This is a genomic window from Streptomyces sp. NPDC093546, from assembly GCF_044765045.1.
GTDB lineage: Bacteria > Actinomycetota > Actinomycetes > Streptomycetales > Streptomycetaceae > Streptomyces.
On the sequence record NZ_JBIWJG010000007.1, the window covers coordinates 396,308 to 415,657 of the forward strand.

Below are 19,350 nucleotides of genomic sequence, written 5' to 3' on the forward strand. Positions count from 1 at the left end.
CGTGGCGAGCGGGGCCCCGCCGGGAGCACCGGAGGGACGGGAGGCGGCCCGCGCAGGCTACCGCCGGCGGCGCCGTCAGCGCCCGCGCAGCCGCCGTACGAGGATGCTCGCGTCGCCGCGTGACTCCAGGTCCGCCAGGACCACGGCGACCGCCTCGCGGACGATGCGGCCGCGGTCGACGGCGAGCCCGTGCTCGCCGCGCAGGACCAGGCGCGCGTGCTCCAGGTCCATGAGCTCCTCGGCGGAGACGTACACCGTGATCTTCTCGTCGTGGCGTTCGCGCCCGCTGGGCCGCCGGTTCGCGGACCGGCCGCGGCGCCGGGGCGCCGGGGCGGCAGCGGCCGGCTTCGCGGGGGCGGGCTCCGCCTCGCGGGTGCGGGGCTCCGCCGCCTCGGCCTCGGCGGCCGCGTGCTCCTCCGGGGAGACCGGAGCGGCGGAGGCGGCCGCCGTGGGGTCGCTCTCGCCCGCCGGCGCCGGCACGCGCGGCTCGCCGTTCGCCGCGCTCGCCTGGCGCCTGGGGGTCGACGCCTGCAGCGCCATGCCCCCGGTCGTACGGAACAGCTCGTCGGCACCGGGCAGACTCACTCGGCGTGACACCGGGCGAGCACCTCCCTGGCGAGCTGGCGGTAGGCGGCCGCGCCGACCGAGTTCGAGGCGTACGTGGTGATCGGCTCACCGGCGACCGTGGTCTCCGGGAAGCGCACGGTCCGGCCGATCACCGTGTGGTAGACGTGGTCGTCGAAGGCCTCGACGACCCGGGCCAGCACCTCGCGGCTGTGCACGGTGCGGGAGTCGTACATCGTGGCGAGGATGCCGTCGAGCTCCAGGTCGGGGTTGAGCCGTTCCTGGACCTTCTCGATGGTCTCGGTCAGCAGGGCCACCCCGCGCAGCGCGAAGAACTCGCACTCCAGCGGCACTATCACCTTGTGAGCCGCCGTCAGCGCGTTGACGGTCAGCAGACCGAGCGAGGGCTGACAGTCGATCACGATGTAGTCGTAGTCCGGCAGCAGCGGCTTCAGGGCCCGCTGGAGCGTGGACTCGCGCGCGACCTCGCTCACCAACTGCACTTCCGCCGCAGACAAATCGATATTGCTGGGCAGCAGGTCCATGTTGGGCACGGCGGTCTTCAGCAGCACCTCGTCCGCCGACATGCCCCGCTCCATGAGCAGGTTGTAGACGGTGAGGTCGAGCTCCATGGGGTTGACGCCGAGGCCGACCGACAGGGCGCCCTGCGGGTCGAAGTCGACGAGCAGGACGCGCCGTCCGTACTCCGCGAGCGCGGCGCCCAGGTTGATGGTCGACGTCGTCTTGCCGACGCCGCCCTTCTGGTTGCACATCGCGATGATCTTCGCGGGGCCGTGGTCGGTCAGCGGGCCCGGGATCGGGAAGTAGGGCAGGGGCCGTCCGGTGGGGCCGATCCGCTCGCGGCGCTGGCGGGCAGCGTCCGGGGCGAGGGTGGCCGCGTACTCCGGATCGGGCTCGTACTCGGCGTCGGGGTCGTAGAAGTGCCCCTCGGGCACCTCGTCGTAGGCGGCGAAGTGGGTGGACTCTCGGCCACTCTCGTTGCCGGCCATGGCGTTCACGTGTTGGCCGTCCATCATCTTCATCGTGTGGGCTGTCGTCAGGTGCTGCGGGCCGGTCTGACTGGTCGCGAAGGTGCGGACAGCGACGGAACCGGCATCGCCGACCGATCCTGGCTGTCCACCTCCTGGAGTAAATGTCGACTCATTCACAAGTCGTCTTACCTCCTTGGAAGTGGCCAGGGGACTTATCGATAGGTCAGCGTGGCACCATGCCGACGGTTGGCGACTCTATGGCGTGTCACCGCTCCGCAGCAACACAATCGCCCGGACGCGGGCCGATGTGTCGGCAAAGAAACACTCCTCTGTCAAGGGCGCACAGCCACTCATCGACACATTTCCCGGGTGTGCGAAACGGTTAAAGGGTTACGTTCGAGACGACTTGAACGAGGGTCGGGAAGCGTCCGGACACACGTCCGGCCGGACCTTGCTACCAAGGTCCGGCCGGATGTGTGAGGTTGACGGCAACCGTTGACGGTCGGTCCCCGTCAGCCCGGGCTCGTCAGCCGATGAAGGTGGCGGGGTCCACGTACTCCAGGTCGTGGGCCTCGGCGACCTCCTTGTAAACGACCTTGCCGTCATGGGTGTTGAGGCCCTTGGCGAGCGAGGCGTCGCGGCGCAGCGCCTCGACCCAGCCGTTGTTGGCGAGCGAGACGATGTACGGCAGCGTGGCGTTGGTCAGCGCGTACGTCGAGGTGTTCGGGACGGCGCCCGGCATGTTGGCGACGCAGTAGAAGACCGAGTCGTGGACCTGGAAGGTCGGCTCGGCGTGCGTGGTCGGACGGGAGTCCTCGAAGCAGCCGCCCTGGTCGATCGCAATGTCGACAAGGACACTTCCGGGCTTCATCTTGGCGACGAGCTCGTTGGTGACCAGCTTCGGGGCCTTGGCGCCCGGGATGAGGACGGCGCCGATGACGAGGTCGGCCTCGACGACGGCCTTCTCCAGCTCGTAGGCGTTGGAGACGACCGTCTGCACCTGGGTGCCGAAGATCTTGTCGGCCTCGCGCAGCTTGTTGATGTCGCGGTCGAGCAGGGTCACGTGGAAGCCCATGCCGACGGCGATCTGGGTGGCGTTCCAACCCGAGACACCGCCACCGATGACCACGGCCCTGCCCGCGTGCGTACCGGGGACGCCGCCCGGCAGGACGCCGCGGCCGCCGGCCGAGCGCATCAGGTGGTAGGCGCCGACCTGCGGGGCCAGGCGGCCCGCGACCTCGGACATCGGGGCGAGCAGCGGCAGGGCGCGGTTCGCGGTCTCGACCGTCTCGTACGCGATGGCGGTGGTGCCCGAGGCCAGCAGCGCGTCCGTGCACTCGCGGGAGGCGGCGAGGTGCAGGTAGGTGAAGAGCGTCTGGTCCTTGCGGAGGCGGTGGTACTCCTCCGCGATGGGCTCCTTGACCTTGAGCAGCAGGTCGGCGGTGGCCCAGACCTCGTCGGCGGTGGGCAGGATCTGCGCGCCGGCGGCCACGTACTCGTCGTCCGTGATCGAGGAGCCGACGCCGGCGTTCTGCTCGATGAAGACCTGGTGGCCGTTGCGGACGAGCTCGTGCACGCCGGCGGGGGTGATGGCCACCCGGAACTCGTTGTTCTTGACCTCGCGGGGGATGCCGACCTTCACGTCGATCACGGTCCTTGGCTCGGGGGGTACTGGGGGCAATGCAATACATACCCGGATGCAGTGGACGCACCGGGATAGACCGCGGTCAATCGCGGCTCACCCAGTCTATTGAAGGACTTCCCGTTGTCTAGCCTTGCAAAGACCTAATCTTTGGCTGAAGCACTGCGGATTTCGTAGGCGGATCCTTCCGTTCCCAGCAGTCGATCAGCTGCCGCGCGGTGCAGCCGCGCCGCCGCCGGATCGCCGAGCCGGTCGAGCGTGTCGGCGAGCCGCAGCTGGAGCGCGGCGAGAAGCCGCATGTCGTCGGCGCGCCGGGCCCACTCGATCGCCTCCTCGCAGGTGCGCAGCGACTCGTGCGGCCGGCCCGCGTACTCCTGGACCCGGGCGACTTCGCTCAACGCCCGTGCGTGGCCCGGGAGATCACCGAGGCGGCGATATCCGGCCGCGGCCGCCCGCCAGCTGCGCAGCGCCTCGCCGTACCGCCCGGCATAGGTGTGGACGGCGCCGAGCCTGCCGTACAGCCGCGCCTGGTCGGCGCGCTCGTCGCGGGCGAGGCGCTGGGAGAGGGCCCGCCCGTACCAGTCGGCGGCCCGCTGCCAGTCCCCCAGCTCCTGGTACGCGCCCCCTACGGATTCCATCGCCCGGCCGGTCGCGTACGGGTCGTTCGCGTCGCGTCCGGCGTCCAGCGCCGCGCGATACCGCACCAGGGCGTCCTCGGTCCGGCCGGTCGCGGCGTCCAGGTCGGCGAGGTTCAGCAGGGCGGCGGCCCGCTCGCGGTGCAGGCCGCGCCGCTCGGCGACGTCGAGGACCAGCTGGTGCAGCCCGTACAGCTCGGGCGCCGCCGTCTCGGGGCCCCGGTGCGCGGTGAGCGCCCGGACGAGCGCGGCGATCAGCCGGCGGGCCAGGGTGTCGAGCTCCCCGTCGGCGACCGCGAGCCGGGCGGAGGCCAGCAGCGCGGGCTGCCGGGTGCGCAGCCACTGGCTGGCGGTGCCCACGCTGGGGAAGCGCAGGGCGCGCGGCAGCCCGGCGAGCCTGCGCCGCGCGATGGAGCCCTCGGGCTCGGTGACCGCCCGGCACGACTGGAGCAGCCGCACGGTCCGCTCCAGCATCCGCGCCCGCGCCAGCTGCACCTCGGCGGGCCGGTCCTCGCTCTCCAGCAGCTCCCGCAGCAGCGGTACGAGACAGCCGGGGACCTCGTACTGGCCGCCCCGCTGCCCGTCCCGTACGAGCCCGAAGGCGACGAAGCCCTCCAGCGTCGAGCGGGCGGCCGACACCGAGCAGCCGGCCAGCGCGGAGGCGGTCTGCGCGTCGGCGAGGCCGAGCGGCGCGAGGGCGAGGAGCCGCAGCATCCGGGCGGCGGGCGGCGGCAGCGCCTCGTACGCGAGGCGGAAGGCGCGGGCGAGGGGGCGGGAGGCGGTGGGCCGGCCGGGGTCGTCGGGCAGGGACCGCAGCCGTTTGGCGAGGTCGGCGACGGACGACATGGGGCGGGCGGCGAGCCAGCCGCCGGCCAGCACGAGCGCGGCCGGCTGGCCGCCGCACAGCTCGGTCAGCGTCTCGGCGGCCTGCGGGTCGACGGTGATGCGTACGGAGCCGGTGAACCGGTCGAGGAGCTCGATCGCCGACTTGGAATCCAGCCCGCCCAGCGTGCAGGGCCGCACCCCGGGCAGCCCGGTGAGCGGCCCCTGGGCGACGGCCACCACCAGGCAGTCGGAGGTGTCCGGCAGCAGGGGGGCGACCTGGCCGGCGTCGGTGACGTCGTCGAGGAGGAGCACCATGCGCCGCCGGGCGAGGGCTCCGCGCAGCAGCTGCGACAGCTCGTCCTCGTCGGCCCCGGCGGGCGCCTCGATGCCGAGGTCCACCAGGAGGTCCCGGGCGGTCCGCTCGGTGGGGACGGGCGCCCCGCCGGGCTCGGTCAGCCGGGCCCGCAGCACCCCGTCGTCGTACGCGCCCTCCGCGAGGAGCCCGCGCACGAGCTCCCCGGCGAGCGCGGTGCGCCCGCTGCCCGGCCGCCCGGCGATGAGCAGCACCCGGGGGCGGGGCGTGGTGCGCCCGGCGATGGTGTCGAGCCCGGCGTTCTCGATGTCGGCCCGCAGTGCCTTCAACTCGCGCTGGCGGCCGAAGAACCGGCTGCTCTCCGGCTCAGCGCCCTCGTCGAAGTCCACCGCCTGCTCCGCCACGGGTCACGCTCCCGTCCACTGCGCCACGTGCTGTCCCGCCGGGTCTCCGGCGGGTGATCCGAGCGTAGTTCAGCCGGGTGGGCCACCCCTGCGGAGCAGGGCGGACAGGTCCCTCTTTCGGATCAGCAGATCGTCACACCAGAGGGTCAGGCGTCGAACGGCCTGGCCGGCCAGGGCGCGTCCGCGGGGCGGAGGGCGTCCAGGCCGTCGCCCGACCGGGCCGCCAGCAGCGAGAGCACGCCCACCACCAGGCAGGTGTTGTGCAGGTCGCCGGCGAGCACGCCGCGGGCCAGTTCGTCGAGCGGTACGCGCGCGAGCTCCATGTCGGCCTCCTCCTCGGCGACCTCGAAGCGCTCGCCCTCCGCCGCCGACAGACCGCGCGCCAGGAAGATCCGGACGGCTTCGTCGCAGCCGCCGGGCGTGGTGTAGACGTCGGTGAGGACGTTCCACCGCTCGGCCTTGACGTGCGCCTCCTCGTACAGCTCGCGCACCGCCGCGTTGAGCGGGTTCTCGCCGGGGACGTCCAGCAGGCCGGCCGGGATCTCCCACAGCTTGTGCCGCACCGGGTGGCGGTACTGGCGCAGCACGAGGACCCGGTCCTCGTCGTCGAGGGCGAGGACGGCGACGGAGCCGGGGTGGACCTGGTAGTCGCGGCGTACGACGGACCCGTCCGGCATGACCACGTCGTCGGTGCGGACACTCGTCTTGTTGCCCCGGAACGGCACCTCGGTCGCGGTGACCTGCCACTCCTCGGGCGTGTCCTTGATGGTCATGAAAGACGTCCTCCCTCGTACGCAAGAAAACCGGGGCACGTGCCCTGATCAGGCGCGTACCCCGGTCAACCGTATCGCTAGCGGGTCACTTGCCCGTCTTGCGCTCCACAGCGGCCTTCACCAGACCGGCGAAGAGCGGGTGCGGACGCGTGGGGCGCGAGCGCAGCTCCGGGTGCGCCTGGGTGGCGACCAGGTAGGGGTGCACCTCGCGCGGGTACTCGACGTACTCGACGAGCTTGTTGTCCGGGGACGTACCGGAGAAGACGATGCCCGCCTTCTTCTCCAGCTCCGCGCGGTAGGCGTTGTTCACCTCGTAGCGGTGGCGGTGGCGCTCGTCGACGTACGGCTGGTCGCCGTAGACCTCGCGGACGATGGAGCCCTCGGCGAGCTTCGCCGGGTACAGGCCCAGGCGCATCGTTCCGCCCAGGTCGCCCGCGCCCTCGACGTACGCCAGCTGCTCCTCCATCGTCGAGATGACGGGGTGCGAGGTGGCGGGGTCGAACTCGGTGGAGTTGGCGTCCGCGATGCCGGCGAGGTTCCGCGCGGCCTCGACGACGATGCACTGCAGGCCCAGGCACAGGCCGAGCAGCGGGATCTTGTTCTCGCGGGCGTACTGGATGGCGCCGACCTTGCCGTTGACGCCGCGCTCGCCGAAGCCGCCGGGGATGACGATCGCGTCGACGTCGCCGAGCTGCTTGGCCGCGCCCGCCTGCGTCTTGCAGTCGTCGGAGGTGACCCACTTGACCTTGACGCGGGCCTTGTTGGCGAAGCCGCCGGCGCGCATCGCCTCGGTCACGGAGAGGTACGCGTCGGGCAGGTCGATGTACTTGCCGACGAGCGCGACCGTGACCTCGTGGTCGGGGTTGTGGACGCGGTCCAGCAGGTCGTCCCACGTCGTCCAGTCGACGTCGCGGAACGGCAGGTCCAGCTTGCGCACGACGTACGCGTCGAGGCCCTCGGTGTGGAGCACCTTCGGGATGTCGTAGATCGACTTGGCGTCGATGGCGGCGACGACGGCCGCCTCGTCGACGTCGCACATCAGCGAGATCTTGCGCTTGATCGCGGTCGGCACGTCGCGGTCGGCGCGCAGCACGATCGCGTCGGGCTGGATACCGATGTTGCGCAGGGCGGCGACGGAGTGCTGGGTCGGCTTGGTCTTCAGCTCGCCGGAGGGGCCGATGTAGGGCAGCAGCGAGATGTGCACGACGAAGACGTTGTCCCGGCCCACCTCGTGGCGGACCTGGCGGACGGTCTCCAGGAACGGCAGCGACTCGATGTCGCCGACCGTGCCGCCGACCTCGGTGATCACGACGTCGACGTCGTCCGTCGCCATGCGGCGGATGCGGTGCTTGATCTCGTTGGTGATGTGCGGGATGACCTGGACGGTGTCGCCGAGGTACTCGCCGCGGCGCTCCTTGGCGATGACCGTCGAGTAGACCTGGCCGGTGGTGACGTTGGCCGAGCCGTCGAGGTCGACGTCGAGGAAGCGCTCGTAGTGGCCGATGTCCAGGTCGGTCTCGGCGCCGTCGTTGGTGACGAACACCTCACCGTGCTGGAACGGGTTCATGGTGCCGGGGTCGACGTTCAGGTACGGGTCGAGCTTCTGCATCGTGACCCGCAGGCCCCGCGCCTTGAGCAGCGCACCCAGGCTGGAGGCGGTCAGCCCCTTGCCGAGGGAGGACGCGACACCCCCGGTGACGAAGATGTGCTTGGTCGTCGTGGATTTGGGCGGCATGGCCAAGAGGGGGCTCCCGTGGTCGCGGTTTGGAGGTGCGTACCGGCGTCCGGTCCGGAGGTCTCCAGGGACTTCCGGGGGTGCCGTCGCTGCGGTTCGGGGGCCGCCGTTTCGTTGTGCGGCGCCCACCGGTCCACGGGCTACCAGGGTATCAGCGCCGGGGGGAGACCGCTTCCGGGCACGCGCGGCACCTGGATTGGCACGGCGTGCGACGGGCACGAGAGTGGGCACCCGTCGGGCACCCGTTCGGCTCAGAAGGAGGTGTCCGCCCCATCAGGACGATCACACGGAGGAGCTGGCAGCATCGTATTCTGCTCTGACATTCTCCCTTGACCCCCTGAACCAGTAAGCGCCCCACGGGGCGAACGTGGCCGTTCGACTGGAGATGCACGTGGCCGGGCGCATCGAAGACTACGCACTCATCGGAGACATGCAGACCGCTGCCCTGGTCTGCCGGGACGGCACGGCCGACTGGCTGTGCCTGCCGCGCTTCGATTCGCACGCCGTCTTCGCGGGCCTCCTCGGTACCGAGGAGCACGGCTTCTGGCGGATCGGGCCGGCGTACGCCGACGACGCCGAGCCACCGGCCGCCGACCGGCGCCGGTACGTCGGCGACTCGCTCATCCTCGAATCCGAGTGGGACACCCCGGGCCGGGGCACGGTCCGCGTCACCGACTTCATGCCGCCGCGTGACGGCGCGCCGCAGCTGGTGCGGATCGTGGAGGGTGTCAGCGGCCGGGTGCGGATGCGCTCGGCGCTGCGCATGCGGTTCAGCTACGGGCGCGTGGTGCCCTGGGTGCACCAGGTCGACGGCCGGACGGTCGCCGTCGCCGGTCCGGACTCGATCTGGCTGGACACCGAGGTGGAGACGCACGGCGAGGACCTCACCACGTACTCGGACTTCACGATCAAGGAGGGCGACCGGGTCGCCTTCACCATCAGCTGGCAGCCCTCGCACCACCCGCAGCCGCCGCTGGCGGACCCGATGGGCGCGCTCCAGGCGACCTCCGAGTTCTGGCGCGAGTGGGTCGACCACTGCACCTACCGGGGCCCCTACCGCGAGGCCGTGATCCGCTCGCTGATCACGCTGAAGGCGCTGACGTACGCCCCCACGGGCGGCATCGTCGCCGCGCCGACCACCTCGCTGCCCGAGGACATCGGCGGCGTGCGGAACTGGGACTACCGCTACACCTGGCTGCGGGACGCCGCGATCACCCTCTCCTCGCTGCTGCGCACCGGCTACCGCGAGGAGGCCCGCGCCTGGCGCGAGTGGCTGCTGCGCGCGGTCGCCGGCGACCCGGAGAACCTGCAGATCATGTACGGCATCGCCGGCGAGCGCGAGCTCGGCGAGGCGGAGCTGGACTGGCTGCCGGGGTACGAGAACTCCGCCCCGGTCCGGGTCGGCAACGGCGCGGCGGCGCAGCTCCAGCTGGACGTGTACGGCGAGGTCACCGAGGCGCTGCACCTGGCGCACATGACGGGCCTGGCGCGCAACGACTACGCCTCGCTCCTCCAACTGAAGCTGATCCGGTACCTGGAGGACCACTGGGACCAGCCCGACGAGGGCATCTGGGAGGTGCGCGGGCCGCGCCGGCACTTCACGCACTCCAAGGTCATGGCGTGGGTCGCGGTGGACCGGACGATCAAGCTGATCGAGTCGGGCGACGCGGACGGGCCGCTGGAGCGGTGGCGCGCGCTGCGCGACGAGATCCACCGGGACGTGTGCGAGAAGGGCTACGACCCGGAGCGCAACACCTTCACGCAGTCGTACGGCTCGAAGGAGCTGGACGCCTCGCTGCTGCTGATCCCGCAGATGGGCTTCCTGCCGCCGGACGACAAGCGCGTGATCGGCACGATCGAGGCGATCCAGCGGGAACTGTCCACGGAGGACGGCTTCATCCTGCGCTACCCGACCGAGGGCGCGGAGGAGGGCGTGGACGGCCTGCCCGGCGACGAGGGCGCGTTCCTGGCGTGCTCGTTCTGGATGGCCGACGACCTGGCGATGATCGGCCGGGTCGACGAGGCGCGCAGGCTCTTCGAGAAGCTGCTGGGGCTGCGGAACGACCTGGGGCTGCTGGCGGAGGAGTGGGATCCGCGCCTGCAGCGCCAGGTCGGCAACTTCCCGCAGGCCTTCAGCCACGTGCCGCTGATCGACACGGCACTGCGGCTGACGGCCTCGGGCGCGTACGGCGGCTAGGCGAGCTTTCCGATCACCTCCCGGGCGGCGCGCTCACCCTCGGTCGCGCCGCCTTCCATGAAGCCCTGGAAGTCGTAACTGCAGTGCTCGCCGCCGATGTGGATGCGGCCGCCGGGCCCCTGCGGGGTGCCCTCGTAGCCGGCGTACCGGTGCAGGTAGCCGACGGGCCACATCGAGTACGCGCCGAGCGTGTACGGGTTGCGGTGCCAGGCGGAGAGCTGGGCGCGGCCCGTCCACGCCCTGGAGGTGCCGGGGAAGAAGGCGTCGATGCCGCGCAGGCGGCGGGCGACGAGGTCGCGGACGTACGGGTCGGACTCGGTGGAGAACGGCCCGGCCGGGGTGAGGGTCTTGGCGAGGGTGCCGCCGGCGTACTGGATGAGGATGCCGCCCGTGCCCGGCTGGATCTTGGTGGTGTCCCAGGTCTGCTGGACGTCGGTGTCGGTGAAGCAGTCGCCCGCCGAGACGCCCGGCCAGGGCCCGGTGCCGCGCCAGGGGCGGGTGCCGAACTGCATGTTGAGCTTGGTGCAGTGCCCCATGCGCGCGTCGCGCAGGAGGTCGCGCATGCGCGCGTCGAAGCCCGCCTGGGTGAGGTCGAGCCGCTGCAGGACGGGCAGCGGCACGCACAGGATCGTGTGGTCGGCGGTGACCGTGCGGGTGGTGCCGCCCTCGCTGAAGGTGAGGGTCTGCGTCCCGTCGGAGTTGGCGCGTACGGCGCTCAGCGACCAGCCCATGCGCAGGGTGCCGGCGGGCAGTGAGGCGGCGATGGCGCGCGGGAGTTGGTCGTTGCCGCCGGTGATGTGGTAGCGCTCGTTGGACAGGCCCCAGACGTTGAAGTTGCCCGGATTGGTCTGGTAGCCCATCAGCAGGACGAGCGCGAGGGACGACTGCTCGGTGGTGTCGGCGCCGTACTCGACGTTGTAGGCGACGTCGATGAAGCGGCCCAGCGGCGAGGAGTGCCCGCCGGGGACGCGGCTCTCGATCCAGTCGTATATCGACATGTTGTCCAGGGCGGTGCCGGCCGGGGTGGTCTGGTTCCACTTCACCTCGCCGGCTTCCTGGAGGTCCCGGTGGAGCTGCTGGTAGACCGCCTTGAAGTCCTCGTCGGCCTGGTGGCGGGGGTAGTAGGTGCCGTTGAACCACAGCACCTCCTCGGCGCCGGTGGGTCCGCCGCCGAGGAAGTCCTCCAGGGACAGGCCGAAGCGGCGGCAGAGCTCCTGGATCTTCTTGTGGCTGGTGTCGATCAGCTCGCCGCCGATCTCGGAGATCTGGCCGTACGCCCAGTGGTCGCGCTGCGTCCACATGCGGCCGCCGACGCGGGTGGGGTTGGCCTCGTAGAGCGTGCAGGCGAGGCCCGCGTCGCGGAGGGTGAGGGCGGCGGTGAGGCCGGCGATGCCGGCGCCGACGACGGCGATGCGGGGCTGTGCGCCGGTCTCGGCGGCGCGGGCGGGTGTCGGCCGGGCCGCCACGGCGGCACCGGCGCTCGCCGCGAGGCCCAGGGCGGCGGCGCGCTGGAGGAGTTGGCGGCGGGTGGAGCCGCGGACTTCGGCGACGGGCATGTCGAGCCGCTCGGCGGCGGCGCGGTGGGCGGCGATGTCGCGCAGGGCGCGCATCAGGGGCGTACGGGACATGGGGGCTCCTCGGAGGGGGACTCGCCCGGACGGTGGCGGGGATCAGGCGGTGGCGGTGATCGGACGGGTGGCGGGGATCAGACGGTGGCGGTCTGGGGAACGTCGTCTTCACGCTCGGCCGCGTCCTCGAGGACGATCCGGCCGATGATCTCGTAGCGCTGCGGCTGCCTGGCCCGCAGGTAGAAGCCGAGGGCGAGGCCGCCGAAGAAGACGAGCCCGACGATCCACGGGATCAGGGTGAAGAAGAGGGAGTCGGCGGCGAGGCCCGCGGCGGTCTCCATGTTGAGCACGAGCAGGACGACGACCGCCGTCATGCCGATGCCGCCGAGGAGGGGCGCGGTGAAGGTCTTGAACCAGTGCCGGTCCTCGGGGTGGTTCTTGCGGAAGTACCCGATGACGGCGAAGGAGCAGAGCGTCTGGACGATGAGGATCGCCATCGTGCCGAGGATGGCGAGCAGGGTGTACAGATGGATGTACGGGTCCTGCCCGGTGAGCCAGAAGGCGCCCACGAGCGCGACGGCGATGGCGCTCTGGACGTACGAGGCGATGTACGGCGAGCCGTGCTTGGCGTGCGTACGGCCGAGGGCGGGGTGGAGGAAGCCCTCGCGGCCGATGGCGTACAGGTAGCGCGAGGCGCACTGGTGGAAGGCCATGCCGCAGGCGAAGGAGCCGGTGAGCAGCAGCCACTGGAAGGCATCCACGGCCCAGGCCCCGATGTACGACTGGGTGGGGTTGAAGAACAGGTCGAGCGGCGTCGCGGAGGCGGAGACCTCGACGGCTCCCTTGAGGCCGTTGCCCGCGATGGTCATCCAGGACACGTAGATGTAGAAGAGGCCGACGCCGATGACGGAGACGAGCGTGGCGCGCGGGATGACGCGCTTGGGATCGCGGGACTCCTCGCCGTACATCGCCGTGGATTCGAAGCCGACCCACGACCAGAAGGCGAAGAAGAGGCCGAGTCCGGCGGAGGTGCCGGTGAAGGCGTTGGCGGGGTTGATGGGCTCGGTGGGGATGCCGTCGGGGCCGCCGCCGGCGATCAGCACCGCTGTGGCGACGGCGAACAGGACGGCGATCTCGGCGACGAGCATCACGCCGAGGGCCTTGGCGGTGAGGTTGATGTCGAAGTACGCGAGGACGGCGGTGACCGCGAGCATCCCGGCCGCGTACAGGATCCACGGGAGATCCACGCCCAGTTGGTCGGCGACGGTCGTCTTGGTGAAGTACGCGAAGACGCCGACGATGGACGCCTCGAAGACGATGTACGCGAGGACCGCGAGCATGCCGGAGGCCATGCCGGTGATCCGGCCGAGGCCGTGCGAGATGTAGCCGTAGAAGGCGCCGGCCGCGGTGATGCGTTTCGCCATGGCGACGTATCCCACGGAGAAGACGGTCAGGACGAGCGTCGCGAAGAGGTAACCGGCCGGGGCGCCGGTGCCGTTGCCGAAGCCGACCGCGATGGGGAGGTTTCCGGTCATCGCGGTGATCGGTGCGGCGGTGGCGACCGCCATGAAGACGACGCCGACCAGTCCGACGGAGTTCGCCTTGAGCCGTTGCACCTGGTGCGCTTCGGGGGTGTGGTTCTCTGCCATGCCGGGAGACCCTCCTCCGACGTGACGTACGCCACAAGCGACATGCGGTCATACAAATGCCGTGTGGGGGCGACGACTTGTCGAGCGGTGCGGCACGTCGTCACCGGCGCGTGATGTCGGCGGAACAGGGAGCCCGGTAGCGTCCCGCTGCATGAGCTCGATGGATGGTCAGGGCGGGATCACCGTGCGGCGGGCGCTTGAGCTGCCCGGTCTGCGCGGGGGCCTGCCGGAGGTGGTGGCGGGCGCGGACCGGCTGCACCGGACGGTGCGCTGGGTGCACGCCGGTGAGGTGCCGAACATCGCGTCGCTGCTGAAGGGCGGCGAGCTGCTCCTCACGACGGGCCTGGGGCTGGGTACGCGCCCGGCGGAGCAGCGGGCGTTCGTGCGGCGGCTGGCGGAGCGGGGGATCGCGGCGCTGGTGGTGGAGCTGGGGCCGCGGTTCTCGCGGCTGCCGGCGACGATCGTGGAGACGGCGCGGGCGGCGGGCCTGCCGCTGGTGCAGTTGCACCGGGAGGTGCCCTTCGTCTCGGTCACGGAGGAGGTCCACACCGAGATCGTCAACGGTCATTACGCGATGCTGCGGCAGGCCGAGGAGGTGCACCGGCGGTGCACGGAGGCGCTGCTGGGCGGGGGCGGGGTGCCGCAGGTGCTGTCGATCCTGGCGGACTTCGCCGCCAATCCGGTGTTCCTGGAGACGGCGGACGGGCAGCTGCTGTACGCCGCCGGTACCGAGGCCGGTCCCGTCTGCGCCGATCCGCTCCAGGTGTGGGACGGGCTGCGCGGCCAGCGGGCGGCCCGGGAGGCGGAGCCGCCGGCGGGCGCGGTGCTGGTGGACGTGCCGGGCGGCGGCCCGGGCGCGGCATCGGTCCGGGCCCGGCTGGTGCTCCTGTCCGTATCGGGCGTGCTGTCGCCGGTGCACCGCATGGCGGCCGAGCGGGCGGCGGGCATCCTCGCGGTGGTGCTGATGCAGGCCCGGCAGGAGGAGGAGCTCGCGGCGCGGGGCCGGGGCGACTTCCTGACGGACCTCGCGGAGGGCCGCATCCCCGCCGAGGAGGCGCCGGCGCAGGCCCGGGTGCTCGGTTTCAAGCCGGGTGACGGGCCCCTGCTGCCGGTCGTGATGCGCCTGGCCTCGGCGTCGCCGCCCGCCGGGAACTGGTCCCTGCTGACCCGGGCCGTACTGGAGGAGCTGGGCGCGGTGGGCGTGCCCGTCCTGCTGGGCGTCCGCCCGGTCGAGGGCCGGGTGCCGCTCCTGCTGGGCCTGCGCACGGAGTCCGAGCGCACGGCGGTCGCCGACCGCGTGGCGGCGGCCCTGCGGGCGGGCGTCTCCCGCGCGGGCCTCGAGCCCACGGGTGCCGGGGCGCCGGTCGTCGTGGTGGGCGTTGCGGGCGGCTGGGCCGCGGCCTCGGCGGGCCTGCGCCACGCCGCCGAAACCGCGACGGCGGCGCAGGGCCTGCCGGACCGCCCCTGGTACGACGCGCGGCGCCTCGACATCGACCTGCTCCTGTGGCGCCTGAGCCACCATGGCGAGGGCGCCGCCCTGGCCGCCTTCGTGGACCGCGCGATCGGCCCCCTGCGCGATCACGACCGCACCTCCCGCCCGCCCCTGCTCCCCACCCTGGAGACCTACCTGGCCCACGCGGGCCGCAAGGCGGAAACCGCCCGCGAACTCCACCTCAACCGCCAGACCCTCTACAACCGCCTGGCCCGCATAGGCGACCTCCTGGGCACGGACCTCGACGACCCGCAGACGGTGCTGGCCCTGTCCCTGGCCCTGCGGGCGCGGCGGCACACGGGCTGAGAGCGGGGGGCGGGGTGTGGGGTGCTGGCCCCGCAGGTGCCGCGGGGGGGTCGAGCCCTGTGGGTGCGCGGCGCGCGAAGCCGCCGCGGAGGCGGGGTATGGGGACGCAGCCCCACACACGCACCAGGGCCCGAAGGGAGCGGCGCGAAGCTGCCGCAGGGCCGGGGCGTGGGGGCGCAGCCCCCACAGGTACCCCCGGGGCCCGGGGGCGGAGCCCCCGGTTCGGGAAGGGGCGGGGTGGGGAAAAAGCCCCCTCACCGACCCCCGCACAACTCGTCGTACACACTCAGCACCTGCACCACCGTCTCGTCCTCCGTCGGCCACGTCCCCGCCTGCACCCGCCCCGCCGCCGCCAGCTCCGCCCGCCGCCCCGGGTCGGCGAGGAGCCCCGCCACCGCCTCGGCCAGCGCCCCCGCGTCCCCGTACGGCACCAGGACCGCCGCGTCGCCGACGAGTTCGGGCACTCCGCCCACCGCCGTCGCGACCAGCGGCACGCCGAGACGCAGGGCCTCCTGGGCCAGCGGGGCGCGGGCCTCCCAGCGGCTGGGGAGCAGCGCCACGTCCGCGGCGGCGAGTAGGGACGTGACGTCGTCGCGGCGCCCGAGCAGCCGTACCGGCAGGCCCTCGGCGTCGATGCGCCGCTGCAGGGCGCCCCGCTGCCGCCCCTCGCCGGCGACGGCCACCAGCGGCACGGGGTCGTGGCGCAGCCACAGCCGGGACGCGTCCAGCAGCGTGCCGTAGCCCCGGTGGGCTTCGAGCGCGCCGACCGCCATCAGCAGCGGCCGGTCCATCACGCCGAGGTCCGCGCGGGCCTTGCCGTCCGCGGCCTCGGAGCCGCGCCGGGGCGCGGGGATCGAGACGGGGCCGAGGCGTGCGTCGCGGGCGCCGCGCCGCCGCGCGCGGTCCACCAGTTCGGAGGAGGTGCCGAGCACGACGGCCGCCGCCCGCACGGCCTTGCGCTCCATCAGCCGGAGCAGCCGCGCCCGGGCGGGGCCGTCCGCGGGCGTCCGCGTGTGCCAGGTGATGACGAGCGGCACGCGATGGCGCTGCTGGGCCTGCGAACCGAGCGCCAGCGCCGCCCGCACCCCGGCGTGCACGCCGTGCGCGTGCACCACGTCCGCGCCGGCGCACGCGGCGCGCAGCACCGCGATGGCGACGGGGTCGCTGCGCCGCGGCACGGGCACGAAGTGGGCGCCGGTGCCGAGGTAGTCGTAGTCGTGGTCGAGTTCGGCGGGGGCGCACACGGTCACCCGCACGCCCCTCGCCACCAGCCCGGCGGCCAGTGATCTGACATGAGCGCTGCTGCCCGCGCTGCCGCCGCCGAGCACTTGGACCGTACGCAGCTGTGTCACGCGCCCAAGAATGCCAGTCCGTACGCGCGTTCCGGCACCAGCGAGGCCCCGTTCCCGTGTCCGGTGGCGTAACCTCGCACCCCGTATCGCTCACATGGGTGAACCTGCGATACGTCGGCTGACCTGGTCCCCGTACACCGCCGCCGCGACGACCCCGGCCGCGTGGACCACCAGCCCGAACCGGCCGTTGGCGGCGGCGACGGCGGTACCGAGCGCCGCGCCCAGCGCGTGGGCGCCCGCGTCGCCGAGCATGGTGCGCTCCCCGAGGTCGTCGGCGACGACGGCCGCGGCGGCCCCCATGGTCGCGAGGGCGAGGGGTTCGGGCCCCCGCAGCAGCCCCGGCGTACTGAGCGTGAGCACGGCGAGGGCCGCCCGCCCGGGGCGTACGTCGATGAGGTTGACCAGGTGCGCGGTGCCGGCGATCACCACGCCCGCGAGGACCTTGTCGACGGGCCGCTCCTTGAGCAGCGCGCCCGCGGCCAGCGCGGCGGCGCCGATCCCGAAGAGCTTGACGGCCCCGCTGGTGACCTCGCCGTCGCGCAGCGCGCCGAGATGGGCGCGGAAGCCCCGCCGGTGATCACCGTTCCGGTCGTCGTACGCGCCACAGGCCCCGGCCGCGAGTCCGGAGAGCGCGGCGGCGGCGCGGGTGGTGGCGGGCAGCGCGCCGAGGGCGGCCCCGACGGCCACGGCGGGCCCGGCGTACAGATCGACGGTCCGCCCGGCGTAGTTGGTCCGCTCCCAGCGCCGGTCGCCGCCCCGGCGCCGCCGCAGCCCCGCGTACACGGCACGGGTGGCCCCGGCGGCGAGACCGAACGCGGCGGCGCTCCTGCTCAAGTTTTCGATCATGACGGCCAGCCTAGGCCGCGGTCGGGGTCGATTGTCAGTGGCGTCTGTCACTCTGTGTGACGTACCCGAACGATCGGTTGAGAGGGGCACTCCCATGGCACGCGGCAGCAGCACCACGAAGCACCCGTCAGCGCCGACGGACGGGCCCGGCGGACCCACGGCACCCACGGCACCCCGCGGCACCCCGCGGCAGAACACCCGGCGGGCTCCCGCAGCCTTCGCTCAGCCGTCCGCCCGCGCCGCCGCGAGCAGCTCCTCCGCGTGCGCCCGCGCCGTCTCGGAGTCCTCCTGGCCGGCCAGCATGCGGGACAGCTCCCGCACCCGGTCCTCGCCCTCCAGGACGGTGACACCGGAGCGGGTCACGGAGCCGTCGTTGGTCTTCTCCACCAGCAGCTGGCGGTCGGCGAAGGCCGCCACCTGCGGCAGGTGCGTGACGACCACGACCTGCGCCGACTTGGCGAGCTTGGCCAGCCGCCGCCCGATCTCCACCGCCGCCTTACCACCGACCCCCGCGTCGACCTCGTCGAAGAGGTACGTCGGCACCGGGTCCGTGCCGGCGAAGACCACCTCGACCGCGAGCATCACGCGCGAGAGCTCACCGCCCGAGGCGCCCTTGGCGATCGGCCGCGGCGGCGCCCCCGGGTGGGGGGCGAGCAGCAGCTCGACCTCGTCGGCGCCGTGCGGCCCGTATGCCACCGTCCGGCCGCCGACCTCGACGCCCTCCGGGTCCTCGGTCTGCCGGATGGCGAACGACACCCGCGCGTGCGGCATGGCGAGCGACGCCAGCTCCGCCGTGACCGCGTCGGCGAACCGCGCCGCCGCCTCGGTGCGCGCGTCCGTGAGCGCCTGCGCCAGGCCGGAGAGCTCGTCGCGCAGGGCGTCCCGCTCGGCCGTCAGCTCGCCGATCCGGTCGTCGTCGCCGTCCAGTTCGGTGAGCCGGGCGGCGCCGTCCTCCGCCCACGCCAGGACGGCGTCGATGTTCTCGCCGTACTTCCGGGTGAGCGAGGTGAGCGCGGCCCGCCGCTCCTCGACGGCGGCCAGCCGCCGCGGGTCGGCGTCCAGGTTGTCGGCGTATCCGGCGAGCTCGCCCGCCACGTCCGCGAGCAGGATCGAGATCTCGCCGATCCGGTCGGCGAGCGCCGCGAGCGCGGGGTCGTGCGACCGTACGGCCTCCAGGGCCCGGCCCGCCCCCGCGACGAGGGTCGTCGCGTCGACCGCCTCCGGGTCCTCCGGGTTGCCGGCGAGCGCGCCGTGGGCGAGCGCGGCGGCGGAGGCGAGGGCCTCGGCGTGGCCGAGCCGCTCCGCCTCGGCGGCCAGCTCGGCGTCCTCGCCCGCGCGGGGCTCGACCGCCTCGATCTCGGCGAGCCCGAAGCGCAGCAGATCGGCCTCCTGCGCCCGCTCCCGTGCCCGCGTGGTCAACTCCTCCAGCTCGGCGGAGACGGACCTCAGCCGCCGGTACGCCTCGCTGTACTTGGCGAGCGGCCCGGCGACCGCCTCGCCCGCGTACCGGTCGAGCGCGCCACGCTGCCGGGCCGGCTTGAGCAGGCCCTGCTGGTCGGTCTGGCCGTGTACGGCGACGAGGTCGTCGGCGAGCTCGGCGAGTACGCCCACGGGCACGGAGCGCCCGCCCAGGTGCGCCCGCGAGCGGCCCTCCGCCGAGATGGTGCGGCTGACGATGAGCGCGCCGTCGTCGAGCTCGGCGCCCGCCTCCTCGGCCCGTACGGCCGCGGCGTCACCGGGCGCCACGCTGATCCGGCCCTCGACGACGGCCGACGGCGAGCCGATCCGCACGAGGGCGGCGTCGGCGCGCCCGCCGAGCAGCAGCCCGAGGCTCGTCACCACCATGGTCTTGCCCGCACCGGTCTCGCCGGTCACCGCGGTGAAACCGGGTGACAGCTCCACCACCGCGTCGTCGATGACTCCGAGCGACCGTATCCGCATCTCCTCCAGCACGGAGAAGACCTTACGAGGTCCGGAGCCCGGAGTGCGACGGCCCCCGCCCCGCGTCGCCGATCCCGCAGGTCGCGCCCGCGTCATCCGGGCCCCGGTCAACGCAC

13 protein-coding genes are annotated in these 19,350 nt (G+C 73.1%); 2 read left to right on the forward strand and 11 right to left on the reverse strand.

Annotation, left to right across the window (positions count from 1 at the left end; all coding sequences use genetic code 11):
• Positions 1-75: 75 nt before the first annotated feature.
• The 6 genes from ACIRNI_RS18980 to ACIRNI_RS19005 all read right to left on the reverse strand — a co-directional run bounded on the left by ACIRNI_RS18980 (position 76) and on the right by ACIRNI_RS19005 (position 7,883).
• Positions 76-585: a hypothetical protein gene (locus ACIRNI_RS18980; RefSeq protein WP_403552545.1), complete on the reverse strand. Its 510-nt coding sequence runs from the start codon at positions 583-585 to the stop codon at positions 76-78.
• Positions 582-1,607, reverse strand: a complete 1,026-nt coding sequence (locus ACIRNI_RS18985) for a ParA family protein (protein ID WP_355357000.1) — start codon at positions 1,605-1,607, stop codon at positions 582-584. The genes ACIRNI_RS18980 and ACIRNI_RS18985 overlap by 4 nt, the downstream gene beginning before the upstream one ends.
• 475 nt (positions 1,608-2,082) lie before the next feature.
• Complete coding sequence (gene ald / locus ACIRNI_RS18990; RefSeq protein ID WP_403552546.1) at positions 2,083-3,198, reverse strand: alanine dehydrogenase; 1,116 nt, start codon at positions 3,196-3,198, stop codon at positions 2,083-2,085.
• Between the two features lie 143 nt (positions 3,199-3,341).
• Positions 3,342-5,375: a tetratricopeptide repeat protein gene (locus tag ACIRNI_RS18995; RefSeq protein ID WP_403552517.1), complete on the reverse strand. Its 2,034-nt coding sequence runs from the start codon at positions 5,373-5,375 to the stop codon at positions 3,342-3,344.
• Between the two features lie 146 nt (positions 5,376-5,521).
• A complete protein-coding gene (locus tag ACIRNI_RS19000; RefSeq protein WP_403552518.1) occupies positions 5,522-6,148 on the reverse strand; it encodes an NUDIX domain-containing protein in 627 nt (208 codons plus the stop codon).
• 85 nt (positions 6,149-6,233) lie between these two features.
• Positions 6,234-7,883, reverse strand: coding sequence for a CTP synthase (locus ACIRNI_RS19005; RefSeq protein ID WP_355356994.1), 1,650 nt, complete (start codon positions 7,881-7,883; stop codon positions 6,234-6,236).
• A 391-nt stretch (positions 7,884-8,274) separates the two neighbouring features.
• Between ACIRNI_RS19005 and ACIRNI_RS19010 the strand changes: the two genes are divergently transcribed.
• Positions 8,275-10,080 (forward strand): glycoside hydrolase family 15 protein, encoded by a 1,806-nt coding sequence (locus tag ACIRNI_RS19010; RefSeq protein WP_403552547.1) that lies wholly within the window; start codon positions 8,275-8,277, stop codon positions 10,078-10,080.
• Here ACIRNI_RS19010 and ACIRNI_RS19015 read toward each other — a convergent pair.
• Positions 10,077-11,708 (reverse strand): flavin monoamine oxidase family protein, encoded by a 1,632-nt coding sequence (locus ACIRNI_RS19015; RefSeq protein WP_403552519.1) that lies wholly within the window; start codon positions 11,706-11,708, stop codon positions 10,077-10,079. The genes ACIRNI_RS19010 and ACIRNI_RS19015 overlap by 4 nt on opposite strands.
• Before the next feature lie 77 nt (positions 11,709-11,785).
• Positions 11,786-13,297 (reverse strand): APC family permease, encoded by a 1,512-nt coding sequence (locus ACIRNI_RS19020; RefSeq protein WP_403552520.1) that lies wholly within the window; start codon positions 13,295-13,297, stop codon positions 11,786-11,788.
• 160 nt (positions 13,298-13,457) lie between these two features.
• On the opposite strand from ACIRNI_RS19020, the gene ACIRNI_RS19025 reads away from it, so the two are divergent.
• Entirely contained in the window at positions 13,458-15,095 is a 1,638-nt protein-coding gene (locus ACIRNI_RS19025; RefSeq protein ID WP_403552548.1) for a PucR family transcriptional regulator, read from the forward strand.
• Positions 15,096-15,349: 254 nt separating this feature from the next.
• On the opposite strand, the gene ACIRNI_RS19030 is transcribed toward ACIRNI_RS19025, so the two are convergent.
• The 3 genes from ACIRNI_RS19030 to recN form a co-directional block, all read right to left on the reverse strand.
• On the reverse strand, positions 15,350-16,447 hold the full coding sequence (locus tag ACIRNI_RS19030) for a glycosyltransferase family 4 protein (RefSeq protein WP_403552521.1): 1,098 nt from the start codon (positions 16,445-16,447) through the stop codon (positions 15,350-15,352).
• Between the two features lie 90 nt (positions 16,448-16,537).
• Positions 16,538-17,293 (reverse strand): hypothetical protein, encoded by a 756-nt coding sequence (locus ACIRNI_RS19035; protein WP_403552522.1) that lies wholly within the window; start codon positions 17,291-17,293, stop codon positions 16,538-16,540.
• A 222-nt stretch (positions 17,294-17,515) separates the two neighbouring features.
• Complete coding sequence (recN, locus tag ACIRNI_RS19040; protein WP_403552549.1) at positions 17,516-19,234, reverse strand: DNA repair protein RecN; 1,719 nt, start codon at positions 19,232-19,234, stop codon at positions 17,516-17,518.
• Between the last annotated feature and the right edge of the window lie 116 nt (positions 19,235-19,350).

Bases quoted from the DNA above. Each gene is read 5' to 3' on its own strand.
- ACIRNI_RS18985 (WP_355357000.1), bottom strand. From the start codon at position 1,607: ATGAAGATGATGGACGGCCAACACGTGAACGCCATGGCCGGCAACGAG.
- ACIRNI_RS19000 (WP_403552518.1), bottom strand. From the start codon at position 6,148: ATGACCATCAAGGACACGCCCGAGGAGTGGCAGGTCACCGCGACCGAG.
- ACIRNI_RS19005 (WP_355356994.1), bottom strand. From the start codon at position 7,883: ATGCCGCCCAAATCCACGACGACCAAGCACATCTTCGTCACCGGGGGT.
- ACIRNI_RS19015 (WP_403552519.1), bottom strand. From the start codon at position 11,708: ATGTCCCGTACGCCCCTGATGCGCGCCCTGCGCGACATCGCCGCCCAC.
- ACIRNI_RS19020 (WP_403552520.1), bottom strand. From the start codon at position 13,297: ATGGCAGAGAACCACACCCCCGAAGCGCACCAGGTGCAACGGCTCAAG.
- ACIRNI_RS19025 (WP_403552548.1), top strand. From the start codon at position 13,458: ATGGATGGTCAGGGCGGGATCACCGTGCGGCGGGCGCTTGAGCTGCCC.
- ACIRNI_RS19035 (WP_403552522.1), bottom strand. From the start codon at position 17,293: ATGATCGAAAACTTGAGCAGGAGCGCCGCCGCGTTCGGTCTCGCCGCC.
- recN (WP_403552549.1), bottom strand. From the start codon at position 19,234: ATGCGGATACGGTCGCTCGGAGTCATCGACGACGCGGTGGTGGAGCTG.